The organism is Desulfosporosinus hippei DSM 8344 (assembly GCF_900100785.1).
Classification (GTDB): domain Bacteria; phylum Bacillota; class Desulfitobacteriia; order Desulfitobacteriales; family Desulfitobacteriaceae; genus Desulfosporosinus; species Desulfosporosinus hippei.
The window spans coordinates 50,438-72,236 of the sequence record NZ_FNCP01000026.1 but is presented as its reverse complement, the minus strand read 5'-3'; the positions used below and the strand labels follow the sequence as shown (position 1 = coordinate 72,236).

Sequence of the window (21,799 nt, the reverse complement as noted above, 5' to 3'; positions counted from 1 at the left end):
ACTCCTCATTAGAAGAAGATGATTGACTCATGATTTATTTTGAAACTCTTGCGAGTTTCTCTCATTGGCTGTCCTTGTTGTTTAGTTTTCAAAGACCATGGATGGTCTGAGTGTCACCGGAGCCCGAAGACATTGTCTTCGCACGTATTAACCATCTTGCAGGATGGCGGGAGGTGACCAAAGATCAGGATTTTTGTTTCGACCCGTTTGGGCCGGAATTACATCTTAGCATTTCCTACTCTCGTTGTCAATAACTATTTTTAAAACTTGTTGTTTAAGTGTTCGGCCTTTTTCTTGGCCGGAAGTACATATTAGCATCTTCAACTAAGGTTGTCAATGTGTAAAATTAATCTAATAACCTAGGGGTATTTAGTACGGCATATCTAGCATTTGCTGATTAAACTATTTTTATACTCTGAGTGAACCTCCCCCACCTACACTACAATTAGAGGTAGGGGCTTCCGGCAAGCCCAAAATATGTCTCAATGGCATCTCGCTTAGAGATACCTCACCGAGGCGCGAGTACATTATTTCGGTAAGGCCGGCAACTATATGCAATTGTTGCATACGGGCCAGGTTCATGGCATCTACTACTTCCCGCTTTAGGCGATCCGTAGATACTTTTGTTGATCCAATGATAGTTCCCGGAACTTCCCATATTTGTAGTTGCTCAAGATGTTCTTCGCTCCGTGGATATCCCGGTGTTCCTGATATCCGCAAGTACAACTGTAATTCCTAGAGGATGGTTTCTTTCTCCTCCCACAAACGGGACACGTTTGTGTTGTATAGGATTCATCGACTTTTTGTAAACTTATTCCCTCGGCTGCCAATTTGTATTTCAGGTAGGTTGTGATTCGACCAAATTGCCATTGAGACATCTTTTGATTATGTTTGCGAGAACGTTTGCGCTTGTTCTTTTTCTTTTTGGGAGAAGTATTTCGCTGTACACCCTCCATGTTGCCTACAACGACTTCCTTTACTTTATTTTCCATACACCAATTTGCGAATTTACGGGTGGTTTTGTGAAGGGCATCTGTCAACTGGGCATCACTCTTACCCAAGACGTAGTACAAAGCTCGCCGGTACTTTTTCCATTGACGAGAACCTTTTTGACATTTGGCTATCTTCTTTTGCAGTTCCTTCATTTTCTTATTACGTAATCGTTTGAGACTTCGGATCTTCCGACCGGTAATGATCACTCCTCGACCATTATCACAAACTGAAGCTATGGTGTGGATCTCACCCAGGTCTATTGCCGCAATACCAAGATGATCATTTTCTTTGGGAGTTATGCCGTCATCATAGGCTATAGCTAACCGCAGACCCCAGTCATAGATAAGTTCAATCTCCTTAATTTTGCCGGAGGGCAAATCCTTGACTCGAACCACTATAGGTTTTTGACGTTTACCCCTGAAAAGCCCAAACTTAACTCGATTTTTCCGTTTTCGCCAACCCGAAACCCATCTTTTTTCCATATTAGTATTGAAATGCTTTTTTTCTTTGTAAGGGTACCGAATTTGGCTGAATCCCAATGCCCTTGCTTTATGGGCATTTTCTCGAGCATCCATGTATAGTATGGAACGTTGTCTTTAAGACTCGGATTATTTTGAACACCCCCTCCAATGTTCTATACACTTATTTTACCACATAAGGAACAGTTTTGGAACAGGTGTTCTGGCAATATTTTGTGACGGCGATTCATCTCACCACCTATAGAGGATGGGAGTCTTCTCGCCGCAAGATGATAAAAAATAAATATAATCTATACCTCTTCAACCCAACTTACCACATAGTCAGTGTCAAGGGGTTTACTAATACTCCCCGGATCGCTAATTTCCCATTTTCCCTTAATACCTTGTTCTTGAGCAGTAAGTTCAAAATGACACATAGCAATTCCCATATCGACTCTTTGCAAATCGTAAGCCATAAATTTGGAGTAACCTTTAGTATGCTGAAGAAAAAAATGGTTCTTATTATTTTCCTTTATAATTCGCCATGGTTGCTTGTTAGATGCTGAAGGAGCTAACCGAACCATTTCCAAAGGAATTGAGTATTTCCCAGCCTCTGCTTTAGAAAGTCGTTGACCAAAATTTCCACTAAAAAAAAGCTCATCCCACTCTTTTCTGTTTTTTGATCCAGCAGTGAATCTCATAGCAGAATCGATCAAACTTTTTTTGCTACTAGGATAACCAATTGGTGTAATGCATGGTAATATCTCTTGATCTTTTTGCTCAATTGCTTTACCAAATTCACTTTTTTTAAAAGTACCACCAAGCCAACAAGTTCCCAGCCCCAAAGACGTAGCTAATAAAATCACTTTCTCTAATAAATATCCAAAATCCTCTAAATCTCTGGAGCCTTTCTCTATCACGGCAACCAGATAGGTTGAAACACCTCGTATCACACCATAAGTCCCAAGCTTTACGTTTGATTCCTTAAACATATTACTTTCAAGAAAATCAAATCGCAAATGCCCTCCAAAGGGACCTGTCGACACTGGAAAATATTTTTGAATTTTTTCCTTTAACTCAGGTGTCAATGGTCGGTCTATGTATGTTCGAACAGAAATCCGCTTCTTTATTATATCTGTAATTGATGTTCCGAATAAACCTTCATTCAAACTATAAAACCTCCTCAGCAATCGTAGGGCCTTTTTCTGAAACCAACTTGTTCCAAGTTCCATAAGTATATCAAATAATTCTATACATTACAGGTTTACAATAAGTTATTTAATCTATCTAAAATACATGTCAGCACAACTATCATTTTCTTGTTTCCAAAGAAAAGACCCCGGAATACCCCGAAGTCATAAGCAACAGATTACAATTAGCTTTTTGAGGTTTAAACTAGGATATTGGAGTTATAACTTTCTTCTCAGCCTTCTTCTTCATTTTCTCTTTGTTCTTGGGACTTTTGTCACCCATTTAAGGCACCTCCAATCAAACAGTTTAACTCTATTATTACTGGCAAAACTCATTTCCATACATATCCATTAGATAGGTCAATTACTATCCATTTATCACTCATCGCTTCTAGCCTGCCACTTAGAAATTAGGCTCACAACTGCCAAAATTATAAGCAATACCACTGAAACTATGAAAAGAATCACTGCGCTATTATCCTCTGTTGAAACTGTTAGTAATGATCCATTTTTTAAAAGAACACTTGTAATCCCTGCCACTAATCCAGCCAAACCTATAACTATGCCAATTCTACGTCCAAGACTCTTAGCCTTAACTTTAGGTCCTACGTATGACTTATTCCATATTATCCGTACCAAATAATAGGCCATACACGCGTTCATAATTACTACAACATTCATGGGATAATTTAACCAACGAAACCCAAACCCATAGAGACCTATGTCTAGCAAGAGAAGGTAAAAAAGAATCATGTAAACTTGATTTCCTATGTTATTTCGCTTTTGTAATTGCATTTCATCCAATTCACTTTTATGCATTTTCATCTTCCTCCCAAAATAATTGATCGAGAGTTTTTTCCAAAACCCTACAAATGGCAATACACAACTTTATCGATGGATTGTAGTCCCCTTTTTCTATGGCATTAATAGTCTGTCGAGTTACTCCAGTAGCAGCGGCTAAATCTTTTTGTGACATGTCTTTAGCTGCTCTCGAAGCTTTTAACTTCAAATTTTTACTCATACAACACCTCTTAGATTTATAGTAGCATCTTTTTAACTTTGTGTCAATTATATATTACATTATATCATTATTATTTGTCACAGTGATAAAGGAGTGGTAAAAAGACAAAACTTAAGCCTTCCACTGACTTCATAATGGAAGGCTAAAAAATTCCAACGAAATAACGCTCTCAAAAAAATTTAAATTCAAATCCACTCATTACCATAAGGCAATATGTCCATCAGCCCTTGGTTCTGTGCTCTGAATAAAGGAAACCATATTCCTTAAAATAATTATGTTCTTTACTAATATTTAAATTATAAGGCGCAAATACTTATTTGTCATACTTTTGACACATATGCTGATTATACTTCAAATATAAGATCTACTTAGATGTGAAAGGGGCTAACGAGATTATGAAAAAAATTAAAACTTACCTCATTGCTGCTACCGTCGTTGGACTACTGGGAGTAACAGGGACTGCTTTTGCTGCAGTTACCGGCACTACGCCAGCAGAGATTACAGCTGGTTTAACTGGGAAAACAGTAGAACAAGTCACTACTGAAAGAGCTGATGGAAAAACATACGGAACCATTGCCGATGAAGCAGGAAAACTAGAAGAATTTAAGGCTCAAATTCTCGAGCAGAAGAAATTGGTCTTAGACCAAAGAGTTGCTGATGGAAAGATCACCCAAGAACAAGCAGACGCTATTTATAACTCTCTCAAATCAAATCAAGCAACCTGTGATGGAACCGGCAATGGTATCGGGAAAAGCGCGGGAACTGGATTTGGTATGGGACAAGGAATGGGCCAAGGTGCGGGCCGTAAAGGCAAGCAAGCAGGTTCAGCCGCCGGAGGGAGTTTCGGCAGCAGAATGGGCAGTGGAACCTGTCTTATAAACTAGAATTAATTCCACAAAAATACAGCTAGGTAGCATTACGCTACCTAGCTGTATTTGATAGAAAGCACTTTTATCAACCATCTGTCTCTATTGTAAAGCACCAACACAAATAAGTTAACTTGAATTTATAAAAGTCATCTGGGTCACATAACATTTCAAGGAATTTCAATCCAAAATCCCTCTGGGTTTAAGTATGATTACGAGTAAAAACATGGTAGTCTAGAGGAAGCGTACCAAGGGTATAATCCGCTTAGGCTACAAAAATCACAATTAAAGCAACCACAGATTCGGAGATTTATTAATTATCCGATAGATTGGAATTGGTGATATGAAATCCTACAAAACCTACTTAGTTACTGAAGAACATCAAGGTCTTACAGTTGAAAGCTACTTAAAACAGATTCAAATGTACTCCGGAAGGAAAATCCAGAAACTCACACGCCTAAAAGGTATTATGCAGAATAATAAGGCCGTATTCTTACAGAAGAAAGTTAAAGGCGGAGATGTTTTACGCGTACTATCTTTAGAGGATTCTTCCTACGGTGTCGAACCAGAGCCAGGATCAATTGAGGTATTGTATGAAGATAATTATCTAATCGTCTTAAACAAACCTTCAGGCCTATTAGTGCATCCGACAGGCCAAACCTCCAGTGGTACATTAAGTAATTACCTAGCCTTCTATTTTCAACAACAGGGAGTAATCTGCACAATACGACCATTACATCGCCTTGATAGAGAAACTTCGGGGTGTATTGTCTTTGCTAAAGACAGTCGTACTCAAACAATCCTGGAGACATTGTTAAAGGAAGGCAGTCTGAAACGAACTTACCAAGCCTTAGTTCAAGGAATTGTAGACCCTCCATCTGGAACAATCAATGCACCCATCGGATCTCATCCTACCAAACCGAACCGACGAGCGGTTAACCCCAAAGGGGATCCAGCTATAACGCATTACAAGACAGTCCAAGGGCTTTCAGACGCTTCCTTGCTGGAACTAACTCTCGAAACTGGAAGGACGCATCAGATAAGAGTCCATTTAACGTATCTTGGACATCCAATTATTGGCGATGGAATGTATGGAAAAGCCTCAAATCTCATAAATGGGCAAGCCTTACATGCCATTTCTGTTCACTTCTCCCATCCCGTTGAGCTGCACGAAATTAACGTTCAAGCTCCTGAGCCCACTAATTTCCTTCGAGTTCTGGAACACTACTCAAGTCATAAATAGATAATGTTACCCTCCACTAGAAGGATTGATTAACGCTAACTCATCACCATCTTTGAGTAGCACGGAAAAACGCTTATTACCGCTGAGGTGCTGTTTATTGACAAACAATAGTGCCTTCATGAGATGCTGTTCCGGAATGTGGGGACAGCTTTTCCTTATCTCTTCTAACGCTTGTTTTACAGAACCTTCTTTTACAAGAATCTGCCTTATGTTGTAATCCACACTAATTAATCCAAAAAACTTGACAGTAATCATCGATAATAACCTTCTAGACCCAGCTTTTTCAGTCTGCGTCTTGTTGGTACACCTTGCTCATCCCAACCTCGAATTCTGTAGTAGTCTTTAATCATTTCTTCCAGTTTCACCTTACTATCAGAGTCATCCGCTCTTTGGAGTTCATTGATAAGTCTCTTGGGCAGAGTGTCATCACTGCTTCTTAAACCCTGTCGAATATTGATAAGTCTTTCTAGGTTGTATCCTCTTTCCCCAATTGTTAAGAAGTTGCCAATATTCATTTTGAAGCCTGTCACTGTTTTAATAGCATTTGGGTAAGGTAGTGTACCCTTCAGATTAAAGCTCATTAACCAGGAATGGTTATGCAAAAAACTCACCAGCCAGCCATATGACGGTATAAGTTTGTTAATTAACCTGACTAAACTATGATTAGGATTATTAATTAAGGCCTGGGGTAATAAGGAATAAGTTGTAAACAGACATGTTCCTCCTGCTGATACTACTTCCATTAAATCTTGAAAGAAGATTGTATAGGCAGCTTTCCCCCTTGCGGTCTTTCCACTAACATTTAAGCCAAGCCCTTCAAGCACAACCAGATATCCGCCGTTTAGGTGGCAGCCGCCTCTGTTTGAAGTAGCATACCCTAATCCCATTCCCTGTGCTGCACGAGGTTCATATGCAGCAAGTTCCATACCCTTGACATTCATTGCAAAATTACTGCCCCCATATTTCTCGGAAATACGTTTTGTACCTTCTGCTAAGTCATTACCAATTCCATCTCGAGTTGCTACTTTTTTAACTAATTCCTCCAGCCCTGAGCATTCGCCAAAATTCAGGCCGTTATTCCATAAACCTTTTTCATTCAATTCCATGGCAAATCCAACAGTGCTGCCAAAGCTAATCGTATCAAGACCATACTCATCGCAAAGGTGATTCAAGTTTATGATACCTTGCATATCCTTGTTAAGTAAATTACTGCCAAGCAACCCTAATGTCTCTAACTCCGGCCCTTTAACTGCTTTTCCGTATGCTTTCACTACCCTGCCGCACTGAATTGGACAGGTTACACATCCTTTATTCTTGATTAAATAATCTCGCTTTAAGGTTTCACCATTGATGTTTTCAAAATCAGCATAACTACCTCTAGTATAATTCTTAGTGGCTAACAAATTGCGAAAATTCATCATACTGACAAGAGAAGCAGTTCCAAGCTTGGGCATTTGTTCGCCAGTTAGCAAATGGGACTGGAGCTTTTTAATCCAGCCCAGATTCTGTTTTTTAAAACTCTCTTGGTCAAACATTTTAATCGTTTCTTTACCACTTGCCACAATCCCTTTGAGATTCTTATAGCCAAACACTGCTCCTACTCCACCACGACCGGCAGCTCGTTCATCACTAATAACAGCAGCATACCTTACCAGATTTTCACCGGCAATTCCAATAACGAATTTACCTTTGTTTTTTCCACCTAATAACGCCTGTGCCTCCCCGGTATTTTTACCCCATAAATGATCTGCATTTTTTATAGAAATAATCTCATCAGTAATATCGATATATACCCTACTCTTACTTTTTCCGCAAATTATCAATCCATCATAGCCTGCACGCTTGAGGTGCAAGCCAAAACTTCCACCGCAATTTGAAGAAACCAAAAGACCTGTTAAAGGGGAAATCGTAGAAACATTAAACCTTGAAGAACAGGGTGAGGTTGAACCAGTAAGAGGTGAGGTGGTAATAACGATAAGGTTTTCTTCAGAAAACCCTTCCACCTTACTGCTGAAAGAATCATAAAAGATTTTAGCAGCTAAGGTTTTGCCTCCTAAAAACATTTCCCTGTCCTTTTCAGAGACTGGGTAGTCCTTAACAATTCCACTACTCAAATCTATCGTCGCTATTCTTTGAGCATAACCAAACATATTTACCTACTCCTTAATAACATGATAAATCTTAGTCATATCATCTCTGGACATAATCTTCGGTACAGGATATAGGGGGTTGCTCTCGGCAAGTGCTCGTTTTACCATTAAAGAAATATCACGCTCAAGTATACCACTCACTTTAGTGGGGATGTCCATGCTTTTGTTAAGCCTTTTAATGGCTTCTATAAACTTTACTGCTTTTTTTTCAAGGGTGTCATCAGGTGAACTCAAACCGACTAAATCAGCCAGCTCTGCCAAGGGCTTATGTGCTGATTCCCCATAAAACTCTAATACATAAGGCAGGATAATAGCATTAGCTAATCCATGAGGAACAGAGTAAAATCCGCCAAGAGTATGGGCTATTGCATGGACATAACCTACGTAGGCACGTGTAAAAGCTAAGCCGGCCAGGAAGGAAGCCTCTTGCATATTTTTCCGTGCAGCTAGGTTTTTTCCGTTGGAATAGGCTTCAAAAATGTTAGCAAAAATTAACCTAACTGCATCTCTACTATACTTTTTTGTCTTTTTTGTATTGCTTTTGCCAATATAGGCTTCAACAGCATGGGTCAATGCATCAATCCCAGTCGTCGAAGTAATATGAGGCGGCAGATTAACTGTAAGCATCGGATCAAGTACTGCATAATGGGGAATTAATGACGTATCAGAGATGGCGTACTTCTCATGGGTCCTGCCATCTGTAATGACTGCAGCAATCGTGGTCTCACTTCCAGTACCGGCAGTCGTAGGAACTGCAAACAGAGGAGGTATGCTTTTTAAGACCTTAAATACTCCCTTCATCTGAGAAATACTCTTATTGGGCCTTGCGACACGCGCACCTACGCCCTTTGCACAATCAAGGGGGGAGCCGCCGCCAAAAGCTACTATACCTCTGCAATTATTTGATTTATACAATCGTAATGCATCTTCAATGTTCTCAATGGTTGGGTTTGGAACAGTTTCATCATACACAATGTAGTCTACTCCTACATCAGTTAAGCCCATAAGTAATTTATCCATAAGTCCCAGAGAAGCAATCATCTTGTCAGTTACTATTAAAACTTTGTCTATGTCCTTGCTTATAATTAGTCTGGGCAGCTTGCACAAGCTGTTTTCTCCCCGAATTACCTCGGGCTCACGCCAGGGCAAAAGGTAAGCAAATGCTTTAAAAACACTTTGATAGATCCTACAATATAACTTATACATCTCAGGATCCCCTCCTCTTATACCTCTCTGTGTGAAGTCAATTCTTATTTCTCTTATCAGTCGGTCGACCGACCGATAAAATATTGAATAAAAGGCCCCCCTACTCTGCGAAGCATTTGTGAACGTCAGTGTAAGTTTGTAAACCATCTTGATAGAGTCGTGAGCCTCACTCTAATTTCGATATCACGTTAGCTATACCTTCTATAGGAATGTCTTCCTCGCCAAGTCTCCACTGAATTGTGAATCCGTCAAGAGCTGCAAGTATTATATAGGATAAAACAACATAATCTGCTGTTCTATCTTTCAACACCTTTCTCAGTCCATTTTCCAGTGCAATCCTCCATTCCCTATATTTTTCTCTAAAACGTTTATTAAGAGGGCCATTACTGGTAACTGCATCACTAATGAGATAAAGATGCAGTTTTCCCCTAGTTTCTGCCGTGGATATTCTTTCAAATACCACTCTTATTACATCCTCTGCTGAGATATTATTCTCAATACTTTCAATCCATGCTAATAACTCTTTAGTAATCCTTGTCAGATGAATATCTGCAATGTCATAGATAATATCGTTCTTATTAGAATAGTAGTAATATAAGGTTCCTTTGCTTATGCCAACTTCTTTAGCTATATCCGATAGGCTGGTAGCTTTAACACCTTTCTGGGCTATTAATTTACCAGCCACATCAAGAATGCTTTGTCGAGTACTAATTATTTGATCCTTAGTATCTTCTATAATCATTGTTCACCTCAAGAAATATGTAACCGTCAAATTTAGTTAGTTATTTAGGCTCTGGCTTAAAACCTATCGTAAGCTTGTTGTTTTCCACAACCAGCGGCCTAATTATTGCCTTAGGATTCGCGGCAAGAAAATCAGCGACGGCCATTTCGTCAGACTCCTGAATTTCTTTCCCAAGATCCTTGTATGTTTTGCTCCTCTTGTTCAGGAGACTTAGGATGGAAACCTCACCAAGCTTTGCTAAGTCTGTTAGTTCCTCAACTGTGAGTGGTTTTTTCACAATGTTACGGTATTCAAACTCCCTATTTTGTTGCAGAAGACCCGCTTCCGCTTTTTTGCAAGTTGTTCACTGTGGAAAACAATAGAATGTAAGCACAGATTTGTCCTCCAATTATATAAGATCAATAGTCTAGCTACTTGTTGTTAAACGCTATCATCTTCGAGTCTGTAAAGATCATTGTTCCGCATCAGATTTATTTCCTTGGCACCCGTCAGTAAGTAGTTGGGCCGATGAGTGTCTATCCTTTTCTATTCGGCTTAAAGCAATATCCAAAGCCTCTTTAACCGTCTGAGCGTAATCCAGTTTTATGCTTTTTCTTTCATCTAAATACTCTTCTTCAAAAGCCATAGTCCTAACTCTCTTAGCCCATCCGCCTGAAGGTTCCAGGATCACGACAGGCTTGAGGTTAAGGTATGCAGCAGATAATTCCCCTAAGGTTCCATTACCTCCGCCAACCATGATCAAGGCATCTGAAGAATGAACAAGAATTAAGCTGCGATAATCAAAACTTAATCCTGTATTAATAGGAATATCAATATATTTATTTGCTCTGTCTAAGGTATCCCCTGGCAAAATCCCTACTACCAGCCCATTTGCCTCTTTAGCACCTTTAGAAGCACATTCCATCACCCCATTAGTACCGCCGGTTAGAAGAATTGCCCCTCTATTAGCAATTTCCCGCCCTATGTCATGAGCCAATTGTTGAAGCTCGCCGCTTATCTCTCCAGATTGCCCGATAACTCCAATACGAATCATTATTTACTCATCCTCTCTAGATATTATCTGCCACTGTATAATATGTCACAGAGAAGAAGGGATATGCTAACGTATTTTTGCCCCGAAAGGTATCAACCCCAGTTTCGCAAATTTAAAATGTTGAAGACCAAAAGGAATACCAACAATTGTTATACAAAAAATCCCACCAATAATTAAATGAGCTATTGCAAACTCCCAACCAAAAACGAAAAGCCAAATGATATTAAATATTAATCCACCCGCTCCAAAATGACCGAGTTCAATTTCCTTCCCGAAAGGCCACAATACAAAGAACGAGATCTTAAAACATTGAAGGCCGAAGGGGAGGCCGATAACTGTTATACATAATAATACCCCTGCTAAGAACCAGACAATTGCAGCAAGGACGCCTCCAAATACTAGCCAGATTATATTGCCAATGATATTCATCTTGCCCTCCCGCTACTTAGTCATGACAGTCTGAAGTACCGGTAATCCATAATAAACAAGTACTATTACTACTGCTATACTAATCGCCAATTTGAACAGCTTTTTCAAAATAAAACCCACAGCAAGGATTCCTAATCCTCCGATTAGTATTTCTTGAAACCCTAACCCAGCTAAATAATTTCCCATAATTTAACATCTCTCCCTCTATAGTCCAAGATTTCTCTCTGATTATTAACTAACTAAGACCTACAACCAACATATTGCCTCCCGATTTGAAACTTCCTCACTAAAACTACTCAGCTACATTCTATATCACCCTTTGGCAAGAATAAAGACTCCCAAGCCATGTTTCAATGAATTAAGATTTCTTACAGAGGGCTGATCAACAGTAATTTCCATAAATAGAGCTAAAATGCAGGAAATAAAGTCTAGTTATAGAATCTAAAGTTTAAAAGGTTTGGAATTTGAATTCTATCAATTTTGCCAAGAACTTTTTTCGAAAGGAGTATTTTATATGTCGAAACTAGATAATCCGCTAAGTATATACAAGGTACTTCCAAAGTCGAATTGCAAACTATGTGGAGCTCCAACATGTTTGGCGTTTGCTGCTGCAATAATTAAAGGTGATAAACGTATCAATGAATGCCCTCACCTGGAAAAAGAGGCCCTCGAAGAACTTAATGGTCAAATCGTTAGGCAAATGACTCCTGAAGAACAATTAAAACAAATACTCGTTCCTTTAAAAGAAGAGATATTGAATGTAGACTTTTCGGCTGCAGTTGAGCGCTTAGGAGCCAAGTTATCCGGAGATAAGCTAACCGTTAAGTGTCTCGGCAAAGACTTCACCGTTGATTCCAAAGGTAATTTCATATCTGACTGCCATATCAACGTCTGGGTGATTGTCCCGTTACTTAATTATATTATTCACAGCGCCGGCAAAGATCTTTCCGGAAAATGGGTCACTTTTAAGGAACTTAGCAGTGACACTGTCTGGATTTCATTTTTTGAGAAAAGGTTTGAAGAGCCTTTAAAGCAGCTTATCGATAGCTATCCGGATCTTATTGAGGATTTAATCCTGATTTTTAATGGCAAGCCCGTAGAAAACAGTTATTCCTCGGATATTTCTCTTGTTTTATACCCTCTGCCAAAAGTCCCCTTATTAATCTGCTATAAAAAGCCTGTTGAAGATCTAAAATCTCAACTCAATATTTTCTTCGACATGACGGCAGATGAAAATCTCAAAATCGATTCCATCTATCGGCTCTGTGTTGGACTATTAGTGATGTTTCAAAAGATCGCTTCAAGACATACTTAATCATATCATAGTAACAGTTAATTAAAGTTCTTGACCAATTGTAATTGGTTCATGGGGGTACCTATCTCTAACTTCCCTAATTCAGTTTGACCTAAGATTTGGGCATTTTCATGTGTAGCCTTGCCAAAGACTTCTAATTTCGGAATTCCAGCCTGAACCAGCCACTCAATTTCATCATAAAAGCTATCTCCATGCGGCACTTGATAGGCACCTGCGTCAGTGCCAACACCAAGGCGGAGGTTTAAACAATAGGCCTCGTAAATCCTAGCCAAGTGAGTATCAAGAATGCGTTTCAAGGTATCAAGTTCATGCCTTGAATATCGATTGGTTGGATATTTTAAAATATTTCCTATAGGAGCAACCGTTGGTACCCAAGCAATGCCTTTTTCTTTCATTAACTCAAGATTTCGAGAGGTCATGTAATAACCGTGTTCGATGGAATCTACTCCGGCAGATATAGCGACGGAAATCCCCTCTTCTCCACTGGCATGAGCCATGACAAGGGCTTGACGTGCATGGGCTGTTTCCACAATCTCTTTTAATTCTGCTACGGTCCACTGAGTTGGGCCGACTCTATTAAAGTCATCAAACTTAATCAAGCCTGTCACGATTACTTTAAGTTGGTCAATCCCTTGGTTAAAAAAACTACTCTTCTCCTCTTGCCACTCAGTCAGATTCTGAAAACCTCGGCCAAGGAAACGTCCGTACATTCCTGCTCGCCCTACGGCCTCGTGAACAGATATCACCTGGGGCCCCGACCAGATTCCTTCTTCAACCTTGTGTTTAGCCGTCCAGGAAAATCCCGGCAAGTCCCCTCCGTCGCGAATCGCAACAATTCCCTTCTCCAAGTATCTCCGCAGGTAAACTTTAATGTTATCCTCTATCAAGGCTGGCTGACTCCATTTTTCCAAACACTGATAGAAATCAAGGCTATCTAAGGCCAAATGTACGTGGGCATCGATCCATCCAGGTATGAGAAAGTACTGATCCCATTGCAATGATGTTTGAGGGTAAGCCTCTAAATAACTTACTGACTTCAATGATTTGACTTTCCCATCCTTCCATTGCAAGAGAATTGGCTGTGAGCACATACCCCTTTCATGGCTCCAATACCCAGCGATGAGGGATTCCCCATCATTGGGAATTTCCAATATACTTTGTTCTGCACTGCAAGAAATGTACATTCACTAATTCAGCTCCTCACATCCTACTTAAAAGAGCAAGAAGCACCCCCTTGAGGGGCTAGCTTCTTGCTCTTATTTAGTCTAAACAATACCCTTCTACCCTACCCAACGGATCTAGCAAATTAAGACTGGTCTTTATCCAAAGCCTCTAAGCCTATTTTAATTCTTCGATTAAAGCCTTAAAGCCAGGTAAAGCCTTTTCGATGGTTTGATAAGCAACACAATAAGCAATACGTACATATCCCGGGCAACCAAAGGCGGATCCGGGAACAATGAGAATATTTTTCTTGTTAGCCAAACTACAGAATTCAGCATCATTCTCAATCGGGGTTTTGACAAACATGTAAAATGCTCCCTCAGGTTTGATGCATTCGTAACCAAAAGATAATAAACCTTTATAGAGAAGTTCACGATTTTTATTGTACACCTCAAGATCAACTTTAGCATCTAAGCACTTGGCAATGACCCGTTGGAATAGGGCCGGAGCATTAACAAAACCCAAAATGCGATTCGCAATATTCGCTGCCGCAACAATATTCTCGTAATCAGCCGCCTGATCGGAAATAACTAAATAGCCAATTCGTTCTCCCGGTAGAGAAAGTGACTTACTATAAGAGTAGCCAATAATCGTGTTCTCATAATATTTAGAGAGATAGGGGACTTCAGCATTATCATAAGCAAGTTCTCGATAAGGTTCATCTGCAATGATATAGATATCGGTTCCCAATTCCTTTTGTTTCTCTCTAAGTATATTGGAAAGCTTAATAATGGTCTCTTCGGAATAGATAACCCCGGTAGGATTATTAGGAGAATTGATAATAACAGCTTTAGTATTTGCGGTGATTTTCTCCTTGAATTCCTCTAGGTTGGGTTGGAAGTCAATAGTATTAGGGGAAACTACCACTAATTCGCCGTCATAGTTTTTAACATAATTTCTGTACTCTCCAAAAAAAGGAGCAAAGGTAATGACCTCGTCCTTGGGATTAAGCAGGGTCTTTAAAATAACGTTTAGGCCCCCGGCTGCGCCAACCGTCATGATAATGTTTTTGGGAGTAAAAGCAGTACCAAACTTATTATTAATGGAATTTGCAATTGCAGCTCTCACATTTTCATACCCAGAGTTATTCATGTATCCATGAATCCCTGTGGAATTACTATCATTTACAACCTCTAGGATTGCATTTTTTACTTCTTCAGGTGGTTCTACATTCGGGTTCCCTAGGCTAAAATCAAACACATTTTCTGCGCCATAAATATCTGCTAACCTTTTACCTTCTTCAAACATTGCCCGAATTACGGAACTGTTTTTTACTTGCTCTTGCATTTTTTTTGAAATCATTGCCCAATCATACCTTTCATCTAAGCTATATTAATAAAAGGAGCTCTGTCGATGTAAATAATAGAAAATAATACCTACCAATCATAATTTCGCTAGAAAATCTGATAATCCTGCATACCAGAAAGGATTATTGTTATTCCAAAAGATTATACAATCTCATCCTTAAGCTTTTTACTTGATGAGCTTCGAATATATAAATATATTGATGTTAGTAGGGCTGCCGTTGTTTTTACGATCAGATCCGTTAGAGTATCGTCAAGTCCTCCCTTAACCATACTCGTCTTAAAAAAGTAATCTCCAAGAAACTCAAATATTTCCCAGATAGTTCCTAATGTAATTGTAACACTGAAAGCAGTTATCAGCTCGATTACTATAAATCGTAGGTCAGATACTTCTTGTCTTTTTCTAAAAGTCCCTTGGAGTATAGCTAGTGATACTATAACCACATAACTCCCAAAAACTGAGTGCAGAAGCAAATCCCACCACCAATACATATAATAGAAATTCTTAAATTCGCCAAAATATTGCGCAAGTATTATAAACACTAGCGTTACCGAGGGAAAACTGGACGGTAATCTTATGTTTAGATGACTAGCCAGACAGACAGTGGCAAATGGAAGAAAAACACAAACCATTGTAAGGGTTGTGAGACCTAACCGACTCCATTGCCGAGATAGGATTTCCGAGATAGCAGTAACTATTAGAACAGTTAGAAACAACAACGCAATTCCAAGGGCTAGCTTGCTAAATTGGTTCCTCATCTGATAACTCCTTTAGAAACAGAATCTCTCCGGTTAATTCTCCAAGCCAAAGGATTCACGCATTAGCTGCCAGGTAGCTTTTTGATAAGCTTTGGGTATGACACCTAAAGAGGTCAAAATGCAGTCTTTGTCTAAGAGGATAGCTATTCCTTTTCTATCCTCAAATAACCTATCCCTTAATTTTTCAATGGTTTCTTGAAAAATCTCCAGAGCATTGGGAAACTGAGTAAGTCCCACCCCAGTTCCTACAATCCAGCGAATTTTATTGAAATTTACATTTTTCTTGTTTAGACTTTTAGCATGTCTTTTCAGAGCAAACCCAATCGCTGCAGCTGTCAACTCAGCACAAAAGATCATCTCTTTTGGGGTTTTCGGATTTATAGTATTTAGTTTTCCCCACTCACTTCCATAATGCTCCATAAGCTTCTTTTCTCCAATGAGCTTCACTAAGGGCAGAGGATTGTTAATAACATTTAAGTCTTCTGCCATCGTTTCCTGAGAAATATCTTCAATAATCGAATAGACGTTTGTCCATACTGGACTAACATCAATGACTAATACTTCTCCCACCTCCTCATAAATCACTTGGGCTGCCCGCAGGATTGCTTCCGAGGTTGGCCTTAGTTTGTTTTTTAGGTAAGATGGCACCTTAAGCTTCTCCAGTCGATGGGGTGGCACTAGACTCGAGGCGTATATAGTTATCTCATCTAAAGAACCTACAGTCCCAATCTCTTTTTCTAAATCTTGAACAGCAGAATTTAATCCTGCTTCAATATCACTATGAGGTACAGTAGTATAAGAGATTCCTTGTCCAAGCAGCTTAGGATTTGCAGTATCTAAATCAACAAAGGCCTTAATAACTATACTCTCATTCCCAATTTCAGCGACAAAAACCTTTTGCATAGCTTTCCTCCTCACCTTAGCAATTTTGGTATATATTATCCTACCCTAAAAAAGAAAATGTACCCCAAGTATATAAACTGTATTCTAATATCTAATAGGCTAAATATGGGTATACAGCCAACAACTTGTACTATACTTTCAAGTGGTCAGCATGTATACTTCACTCTACGAGGCCTTGAGGGTAGCAATACAGGAAAGGGGTAGTTATAAGTGAAAAAAGGGATTATCTTAATGATATTAGTTATTATGACTATTATCGCTTCTGCTTCAGCAGTTGAAGCTGCAACATTTCAGGTAGGCTCCACAGGTTCAGAGATTCGAATGTTACAATCAGATCTCCAAGCCTTAAATTATGATGTTGGTACAGTTGATGGCATTTTCGGAAATAAGACTAACACTGCTGTTCAAGCATTTCAACGAGATCAAAATTTATTGGTAGATGGAATTGTCGGGCCCCAAACATTAGAGGCCTTGAAAAATGCCAAGGCTTTACCGCAGGCGAAAGTTTCGCCACAGGAAAAGACAAATCAACTCATAAGTAAAGCCAAAAGCTTTTTAGGCGTTCCCTATAAATGGGGAGGCACAACTCCATCAGGCTTTGATTGTTCCGGATTTACTCGTTATGTTTTTGCCAGCCAAAACATTACTCTGCCTCGGGTTAGCCTTGATCAATACGGTATTGGAACCTCTGTAAGCTTTAACAACTTAATTGCTGGTGATTTAGTTTTCTTTAACCTTGTTCCGGGAAAACAAATAAGTCATGTAGGAATCTACATTGGGGATAATCAATTTATTAGTGCTACAAGCAGTAAAGGAATTGCTATCTATGGGTTTACTCCCTATTGGTCCAAGGCCTATGTAGGAGCGAAACGGGTGTATTAATACACTGAATCAGCCTGAAACTTAATTTTGAGCTTACCACTTACAATAAGTGGGGGGCATACAAATCTTAAGGCCACGCATTGCGTGGCCTTTACTTACGTCTTTTAATAAAACTCAACTTTTTCTCTGCCCATTTTTTCTTCCCATTCCATCTGCAACAGTGCTAAATCATCAGTATAATCAGTTTTTGTTTCATCTTTATCATATTCAAGCTTCTCCAATACCTCAATCGTAAAGCTTCCTTCTCCATATTCTTTCCATTCCTTTTGTAACTCTGAGTTACGATGAGAACCTAGGTCTAATTGGAATTTAAGTCTATTTAGGGTAGCTTGTAACCTTTGGCTAACTTGGATAAAACACTTATTATTATGCTTTGATCGAATTATCAGTATTCCCATTTCCGGCTTCATCTGTAAATATTGTTCTTTCAACTCTTTCTTTCTATCCATGTGCTAATATCCCATCTCCTTAAGAATCCTAGATAAAGTACGTAAACGTTCTCCGACGAGTTCATCATCAGTGCTTAGTGCTTGGTTGAACAATTTGATATCCTCATTGATTTTTTCGTTTCCAGTACATACAGCCACCGTCATGGCATCACCCTGTATGCCAATTCTATCAATTACAGGATTATTGGCATCATATAAATTCTCATAGCGGTAGGCTTCTCGAAAATGAAGTTTAGTTCGACAAATTAGTATTGCCAGGTCGAGGACACGATGCATAGGTAATTCCTCTGACTGTCTCGACCATTTTTCTCCCGTATATCTCCATACTTTTGCAGATACGTCTACCTTACCACGATCATTCCACTGGGCTAAACCTAATGAAAGACCTTTAGCATCTGAATTATAGGCATATCTCCCATCAACATTCTCATAGTTTTCAGATACAATTACTGGCTTATGCTTCAGGGTTGTCGGTATTTTCATGGTAATCTCCCTCGTCTCTTATTAATAATCTACTTATTTACTAAACTAGTAGTTTACTAGTTTAGTATAAGCCCACTAAAAGTTTTAGTCAAACACCACTGTTCTTTAATATCAAGGGGCAATTGGACAGTAGTAAGCTATGATCCATGTGAGCTCGTTCTACCTCTGATATTTTCACCCATAAAATTAGGGTTCTCAGAAGTCTTTCTGAGAACCCTAAAAATTTCAAGAATAACCCCATAATTCTTCCAAAGAATTATGGGGTTATTCTAACCACACTCTCTCTATAGTTAAAAATCACTAATTTAATTTCATCGGACTTCCTGATTCAATTACCATTGCCGCCCCGGATCATCTGCCATATTGTTCACGGTACCCCTCGGATAAAGAACAAGATAATGATCCATCATTGGATTCGAATCAGTGGCTGTTGGTATTGGGAACACAAACTCAATTTTATATTCCGAACCCACTGTATAGCCAATGATTTCCTCTCCATTTACTTTTTTATCATAAAAGGGCCCATTCTCAACTTTGGTTTTAGCATTATAAGCCGGATCCCCGAATAGTTCCTTTGTCTTAGCCAAGGATAGCTGCTGTAATTGTGGATCAAAGGATCGGACTTCGAAGATTTGAGAACCTTTGTTGAAGCCAAAAACCATTGCCTGTTTGGAGTAGGTAGCGTAGTTCCCCTTCGCGGCGGCCACCCAATCAACCTTTTCTGGCTCTCCCCATTGACTCTTAACATCTTCAATCACGGTTGTCTTCACAGGAAAATTACAGTTAATCACTTTCCCTTGCTCCGCGGCTCCCTTAATATTTAGCAATAACTCCTTGGCCTCATCCCTGGTTTGGGGTGCAGAGGACGAGGGAGGAGTTTGAGAAGCCGAATCCGTCGTCTTTGAAGGGGTATCCTTGGGAGCGTTTAAGGGTGAACACCCGACTATCAGCGCGAAAGCAAGTGAAACAATGACGTACTTTAAGAGTCGTTTTTGGGCTAAATCGATCATGATCTTACTCCTTTTTATTGATTAAGTGAATTAAGTATCCTCTTGTTAAGAGACGTCAGGAGATCTTAATATCTGACGCCTAATTGCTTGCTTGGACTTTTCAACTCATCAATACCATTTGCCGATCTCTTTCGCACATTTAACCATTGATATTGTCTCCTCAACCAGGATCCTAGTCTCTCAAGGTTTATATGAAAAACAAGGTCAAATATTAAACCACCTAATACCATCGAAAATAAGAGATCTAAGATAACATGCTGTTTAATAAACTGGGTAGCTAAAATAATTAAAATAGCAATTGTATAAACTGTGCACACATTGTAATAATTCTTACCAGGATACTTGTTTATTGCTTTAATCATCAAAAAACTTAATAAAACATGAATGCTTGGAAATGCATTGTAAGGTTGGTCATTATTATATACGAAAGCGATTAGCATGGTCAAAAAGTCGTTACCTACTAAATCTGGTCTTGGAACATTTGTTTGAAAGAAAAAATAAATAGCATAAGATATCAATAAACCAAGATTAATAGCTATAAGAGTCCTGTAATAGATTCTTTTATTTTTAAAGCAAAAGTAAGATAAAGTTCCAAAAATAAAAAAATACCATAATAGATAGGGCAAAATAAATATCTTTAAAAATGGGACACTTTGATCTAAATCAGTGACTAGGCTATGAGTCCCGCGATTTGCATTATTGAGGAGACAATAAATAATATTTGAAATTGGGATTGATAACATTAAACAAAGAGGCATCAGATTTTTAATAATGTTGGGCATCGTTAACCTTCCCTTCAGTGTAAGAACTTCTTTCTGAAATCAGCCGGTTCTTTGCTCGTTACTCAATTCAGTTATTAATTTAAACATAGAATCAACGGTCTGTTCTGCTGAATGACTAACTAAAGCTAATGACGCCTTCTCACGCATTTTCTCGATTTCTTCGGGATAACTCAAGAAACGGCTAAGAGTTATTTCTAACTCTTCTACTGTACCTGCAACCTGCCCTGCACCGATGAGTTGTACAAAACTTGCATTTTCCTCTTCCTGACCGGGTATGGGCTTATATATCATAAGGGGTAAATGCTTGGTAAGAGCCTCTGTCACCGTTAAACCTCCGGCCTTAGTTATAATCAGATCCGCTATTGACATGAGCTCCTCCATGTTATTTGCATAACCTAACCTAACCAGAGTGTTTCTGGCATTTGTAACCACCTCATGTAAAGAGTCATACAACTTCCCATTATTTCCACAAACAATTATTACCTGTAAAGGGATTACTGAATTTGCCAATTTCTCGCAGATTCTTGTTGTTTCTTCGAAACTTCCATATCCCCCCATCACAAGAAAGGTTGGCAGATCTGATTTTAATCCTAACTTGTAGTAAATCAACTCTCGATTAATCCTCTTCTCAAATTTTGGACTAATCGGAATACCTGTAACATGTATCCTATCCTCGATGATTCCCCCTGTCACTAACATATCCTTAACTTTCTCACAAGCTACCATATAGGAATCCACACCAGGATGTACCCAATGGCTGTGTACCGTATAATCTGTAATCACAGTGATCACAGGTACTTGCAGAATATGTTCTAGTCTAAGCTGAGCTAGAATTGAAGAAACAGTTGGATAGGTACAAACAATAAGGTCCGGGGCAAATTCCTTAATATAGTTCAGAAAATCACTACGCCCTAATTGATTAAGAAAACGCTGAATTCTAGAATTATGCGTTAACTTAGAAGTTTGATAATAAAATCTTCCCCATAGCCCCGGAGAATGCTTTATCAATTCGAGGTATAGCTTTTTAATCAGATTATTGAATCGCTTACTTAAAAAGTCCCCGAAATCCAAATGAGTTACAATAGCGGAAGGCTCCTTTACACGGAGTTCTTCGATAACTGCTTCTGCTGCCCGAATGTGTCCATTTCCAAAGCCTGCAGAAAACACAAGAATTTTTAACTGTTTCATAGAATATCTCCTCTCTCACTTAATGACAACGCAATTTTTAATCATAAAATTAAAGCATATCTCTTTCAAAATGCGAGTTCATATTTGAACGCTTAAACTTATAATAGAATTATAGAGTGGAGATCTTAAAAAAAACCTAGTTAAATCTTAGGAATTTCTTAAAATCTAATTA

At 39.0% G+C, this 21,799-nt stretch carries 24 protein-coding genes and 1 pseudogene; 4 read left to right on the top strand and 21 right to left on the bottom strand.

What is annotated here, in order from left to right:
• Nucleotides 1-602: 602 nt before the first annotated feature.
• The 4 genes from BLS16_RS18585 to BLS16_RS18570 all read right to left on the bottom strand — a co-directional run bounded on the left by BLS16_RS18585 (nt 603) and on the right by BLS16_RS18570 (nt 3,662).
• Entirely contained in the window at nt 603-1,568 is a 966-nt protein-coding gene (locus BLS16_RS18585; protein ID WP_092335154.1) for an RNA-guided endonuclease InsQ/TnpB family protein, read from the bottom strand.
• A gap of 194 nt (nt 1,569-1,762) precedes the next feature.
• Nucleotides 1,763-2,620, bottom strand: coding sequence for a nitroreductase family protein (locus BLS16_RS18580; RefSeq protein WP_092335153.1), 858 nt, complete (start codon nt 2,618-2,620; stop codon nt 1,763-1,765).
• A gap of 399 nt (nt 2,621-3,019) precedes the next feature.
• Nucleotides 3,020-3,460 (bottom strand): DUF6773 family protein, encoded by a 441-nt coding sequence (locus BLS16_RS18575; protein ID WP_092335152.1) that lies wholly within the window; start codon nt 3,458-3,460, stop codon nt 3,020-3,022.
• On the bottom strand, nt 3,453-3,662 hold the full coding sequence (locus BLS16_RS18570; RefSeq protein WP_014903591.1) for a helix-turn-helix transcriptional regulator: 210 nt from the start codon (nt 3,660-3,662) through the stop codon (nt 3,453-3,455). The genes BLS16_RS18575 and BLS16_RS18570 overlap by 8 nt, the downstream gene beginning before the upstream one ends.
• Nucleotides 3,663-4,057: 395 nt before the next feature.
• Here BLS16_RS18570 and BLS16_RS18565 point away from each other — a divergent pair, with 395 nt between their 5' ends.
• Complete coding sequence (locus BLS16_RS18565) at nt 4,058-4,546, top strand: DUF2680 domain-containing protein (protein WP_092335151.1); 489 nt, start codon at nt 4,058-4,060, stop codon at nt 4,544-4,546.
• Nucleotides 4,547-4,871: 325 nt separating this feature from the next.
• Nucleotides 4,872-5,771, top strand: coding sequence for an RluA family pseudouridine synthase (locus BLS16_RS18560; RefSeq protein WP_092335150.1), 900 nt, complete (start codon nt 4,872-4,874; stop codon nt 5,769-5,771).
• Nucleotides 5,772-5,777: 6 nt separating this feature from the next.
• On the opposite strand, the gene BLS16_RS18555 is transcribed toward BLS16_RS18560, so the two are convergent.
• The 8 genes and pseudogenes from BLS16_RS18555 to BLS16_RS23820 all read right to left on the bottom strand — a co-directional run bounded on the left by BLS16_RS18555 (nt 5,778) and on the right by BLS16_RS23820 (nt 11,517).
• Nucleotides 5,778-6,026: a MoaD/ThiS family protein gene (locus BLS16_RS18555; RefSeq protein WP_034600250.1), complete on the bottom strand. Its 249-nt coding sequence runs from the start codon at nt 6,024-6,026 to the stop codon at nt 5,778-5,780.
• On the bottom strand, nt 6,023-7,921 hold the full coding sequence (locus BLS16_RS18550) for an aldehyde ferredoxin oxidoreductase family protein (protein WP_092335149.1): 1,899 nt from the start codon (nt 7,919-7,921) through the stop codon (nt 6,023-6,025). Before BLS16_RS18550 ends, BLS16_RS18555 begins: the two co-directional genes overlap by 4 nt.
• A 6-nt stretch (nt 7,922-7,927) precedes the next feature.
• Entirely contained in the window at nt 7,928-9,127 is a 1,200-nt protein-coding gene (locus BLS16_RS18545; protein WP_092335148.1) for an iron-containing alcohol dehydrogenase, read from the bottom strand.
• A 166-nt stretch (nt 9,128-9,293) separates the two neighbouring features.
• Complete coding sequence (locus tag BLS16_RS18540; protein ID WP_092335147.1) at nt 9,294-9,869, bottom strand: TetR/AcrR family transcriptional regulator; 576 nt, start codon at nt 9,867-9,869, stop codon at nt 9,294-9,296.
• Nucleotides 9,870-9,909: 40 nt separating this feature from the next.
• Nucleotides 9,910-10,200 (bottom strand): annotated as a pseudogene (locus tag BLS16_RS18535) (arsenate reductase family protein); the annotation flags it as partial.
• Between the two features lie 120 nt (nt 10,201-10,320).
• Nucleotides 10,321-10,902, bottom strand: a complete 582-nt coding sequence (locus BLS16_RS18530) for a TIGR00725 family protein (RefSeq protein ID WP_092335145.1) — start codon at nt 10,900-10,902, stop codon at nt 10,321-10,323.
• Nucleotides 10,903-10,968: 66 nt separating this feature from the next.
• Nucleotides 10,969-11,331, bottom strand: a complete 363-nt coding sequence (locus tag BLS16_RS18525) for a YccF domain-containing protein (protein WP_014903594.1) — start codon at nt 11,329-11,331, stop codon at nt 10,969-10,971.
• 12 nt (nt 11,332-11,343) lie between these two features.
• Nucleotides 11,344-11,517 carry a membrane protein gene (locus BLS16_RS23820; protein WP_034600243.1) on the bottom strand — a complete coding sequence of 58 codons (174 nt, stop codon included), beginning with the start codon at nt 11,515-11,517 and terminating at the stop codon, nt 11,344-11,346.
• A 328-nt stretch (nt 11,518-11,845) separates the two neighbouring features.
• On the opposite strand from BLS16_RS23820, the gene BLS16_RS18520 reads away from it, so the two are divergent.
• Nucleotides 11,846-12,646, top strand: coding sequence for a DUF3786 domain-containing protein (locus BLS16_RS18520; RefSeq protein WP_092335144.1), 801 nt, complete (start codon nt 11,846-11,848; stop codon nt 12,644-12,646).
• 17 nt (nt 12,647-12,663) lie between these two features.
• Here BLS16_RS18520 and BLS16_RS18515 read toward each other — a convergent pair whose 3' ends face one another.
• The 4 genes from BLS16_RS18515 to BLS16_RS18500 all read right to left on the bottom strand — a co-directional run bounded on the left by BLS16_RS18515 (nt 12,664) and on the right by BLS16_RS18500 (nt 16,833).
• The gene (locus tag BLS16_RS18515) at nt 12,664-13,830 is read right to left on the bottom strand and encodes an amidohydrolase family protein (RefSeq protein ID WP_092335143.1); all 1,167 of its coding nucleotides are present in this window, start codon (nt 13,828-13,830) and stop codon (nt 12,664-12,666) included.
• A gap of 154 nt (nt 13,831-13,984) precedes the next feature.
• Nucleotides 13,985-15,169, bottom strand: a complete 1,185-nt coding sequence (locus BLS16_RS18510) for a pyridoxal phosphate-dependent aminotransferase (protein ID WP_092335142.1) — start codon at nt 15,167-15,169, stop codon at nt 13,985-13,987.
• Nucleotides 15,170-15,315: 146 nt separating this feature from the next.
• Nucleotides 15,316-15,930: a DUF2238 domain-containing protein gene (locus BLS16_RS18505; RefSeq protein WP_092335141.1), complete on the bottom strand. Its 615-nt coding sequence runs from the start codon at nt 15,928-15,930 to the stop codon at nt 15,316-15,318.
• A gap of 33 nt (nt 15,931-15,963) precedes the next feature.
• A complete protein-coding gene (locus BLS16_RS18500) occupies nt 15,964-16,833 on the bottom strand; it encodes a glutamate mutase L (RefSeq protein ID WP_092335140.1) in 870 nt (289 codons plus the stop codon).
• 210 nt (nt 16,834-17,043) lie between these two features.
• Between BLS16_RS18500 and BLS16_RS18495 the strand changes: the two genes are divergently transcribed.
• Entirely contained in the window at nt 17,044-17,715 is a 672-nt protein-coding gene (locus tag BLS16_RS18495) for a C40 family peptidase (RefSeq protein ID WP_092335139.1), read from the top strand.
• A gap of 104 nt (nt 17,716-17,819) precedes the next feature.
• Here BLS16_RS18495 and BLS16_RS18490 read toward each other — a convergent pair whose 3' ends face one another.
• The 5 genes from BLS16_RS18490 to BLS16_RS18470 form a co-directional block, all read right to left on the bottom strand.
• A complete protein-coding gene (locus BLS16_RS18490) occupies nt 17,820-18,164 on the bottom strand; it encodes a GIY-YIG nuclease family protein (RefSeq protein WP_092335138.1) in 345 nt (114 codons plus the stop codon).
• Between the two features lie 3 nt (nt 18,165-18,167).
• A complete protein-coding gene (locus BLS16_RS18485; RefSeq protein WP_092335137.1) occupies nt 18,168-18,647 on the bottom strand; it encodes a DUF6530 family protein in 480 nt (159 codons plus the stop codon).
• 332 nt (nt 18,648-18,979) lie between these two features.
• Entirely contained in the window at nt 18,980-19,657 is a 678-nt protein-coding gene (locus BLS16_RS18480; protein WP_092335136.1) for a YjgB family protein, read from the bottom strand.
• Nucleotides 19,658-19,722: 65 nt separating this feature from the next.
• Complete coding sequence (locus BLS16_RS18475) at nt 19,723-20,439, bottom strand: phosphatase PAP2 family protein (RefSeq protein WP_092335135.1); 717 nt, start codon at nt 20,437-20,439, stop codon at nt 19,723-19,725.
• A gap of 39 nt (nt 20,440-20,478) precedes the next feature.
• Nucleotides 20,479-21,627, bottom strand: coding sequence for an MGDG synthase family glycosyltransferase (locus BLS16_RS18470; protein ID WP_092335134.1), 1,149 nt, complete (start codon nt 21,625-21,627; stop codon nt 20,479-20,481).
• Between the last annotated feature and the right edge of the window lie 172 nt (nt 21,628-21,799).

Coding starts and splice junctions, on each gene's coding strand:
- BLS16_RS18545 (WP_092335148.1), bottom strand. CDS start 9,127: ATGTATAAGTTATATTGTAGGATCTATCAAAGTGTTTTTAAAGCATTT.
- BLS16_RS18540 (WP_092335147.1), bottom strand. CDS start 9,869: ATGATTATAGAAGATACTAAGGATCAAATAATTAGTACTCGACAAAGC.
- BLS16_RS18500 (WP_092335140.1), bottom strand. CDS start 16,833: ATGCAAAAGGTTTTTGTCGCTGAAATTGGGAATGAGAGTATAGTTATT.
- BLS16_RS18520 (WP_092335144.1), top strand. CDS start 11,846: ATGTCGAAACTAGATAATCCGCTAAGTATATACAAGGTACTTCCAAAG.
- BLS16_RS18560 (WP_092335150.1), top strand. CDS start 4,872: ATGAAATCCTACAAAACCTACTTAGTTACTGAAGAACATCAAGGTCTT.
- BLS16_RS18555 (WP_034600250.1), bottom strand. CDS start 6,026: ATGATTACTGTCAAGTTTTTTGGATTAATTAGTGTGGATTACAACATA.
- BLS16_RS18510 (WP_092335142.1), bottom strand. CDS start 15,169: ATGATTTCAAAAAAAATGCAAGAGCAAGTAAAAAACAGTTCCGTAATT.
- BLS16_RS18565 (WP_092335151.1), top strand. CDS start 4,058: ATGAAAAAAATTAAAACTTACCTCATTGCTGCTACCGTCGTTGGACTA.
- BLS16_RS18550 (WP_092335149.1), bottom strand. CDS start 7,921: ATGTTTGGTTATGCTCAAAGAATAGCGACGATAGATTTGAGTAGTGGA.
- BLS16_RS23820 (WP_034600243.1), bottom strand. CDS start 11,517: ATGGGAAATTATTTAGCTGGGTTAGGGTTTCAAGAAATACTAATCGGA.
- BLS16_RS18470 (WP_092335134.1), bottom strand. CDS start 21,627: ATGAAACAGTTAAAAATTCTTGTGTTTTCTGCAGGCTTTGGAAATGGA.
- BLS16_RS18505 (WP_092335141.1), bottom strand. CDS start 15,930: ATGAGGAACCAATTTAGCAAGCTAGCCCTTGGAATTGCGTTGTTGTTT.
- BLS16_RS18480 (WP_092335136.1), bottom strand. CDS start 19,657: ATGATCGATTTAGCCCAAAAACGACTCTTAAAGTACGTCATTGTTTCA.
- BLS16_RS18475 (WP_092335135.1), bottom strand. CDS start 20,439: ATGCCCAACATTATTAAAAATCTGATGCCTCTTTGTTTAATGTTATCA.
- BLS16_RS18585 (WP_092335154.1), bottom strand. CDS start 1,568: ATGGATGCTCGAGAAAATGCCCATAAAGCAAGGGCATTGGGATTCAGC.
- BLS16_RS18490 (WP_092335138.1), bottom strand. CDS start 18,164: ATGGATAGAAAGAAAGAGTTGAAAGAACAATATTTACAGATGAAGCCG.
- BLS16_RS18570 (WP_014903591.1), bottom strand. CDS start 3,662: ATGAGTAAAAATTTGAAGTTAAAAGCTTCGAGAGCAGCTAAAGACATG.
- BLS16_RS18575 (WP_092335152.1), bottom strand. CDS start 3,460: ATGCATAAAAGTGAATTGGATGAAATGCAATTACAAAAGCGAAATAAC.
- BLS16_RS18530 (WP_092335145.1), bottom strand. CDS start 10,902: ATGATTCGTATTGGAGTTATCGGGCAATCTGGAGAGATAAGCGGCGAG.
- BLS16_RS18525 (WP_014903594.1), bottom strand. CDS start 11,331: ATGAATATCATTGGCAATATAATCTGGCTAGTATTTGGAGGCGTCCTT.
- BLS16_RS18515 (WP_092335143.1), bottom strand. CDS start 13,830: ATGTACATTTCTTGCAGTGCAGAACAAAGTATATTGGAAATTCCCAAT.
- BLS16_RS18485 (WP_092335137.1), bottom strand. CDS start 18,647: ATGAAAATACCGACAACCCTGAAGCATAAGCCAGTAATTGTATCTGAA.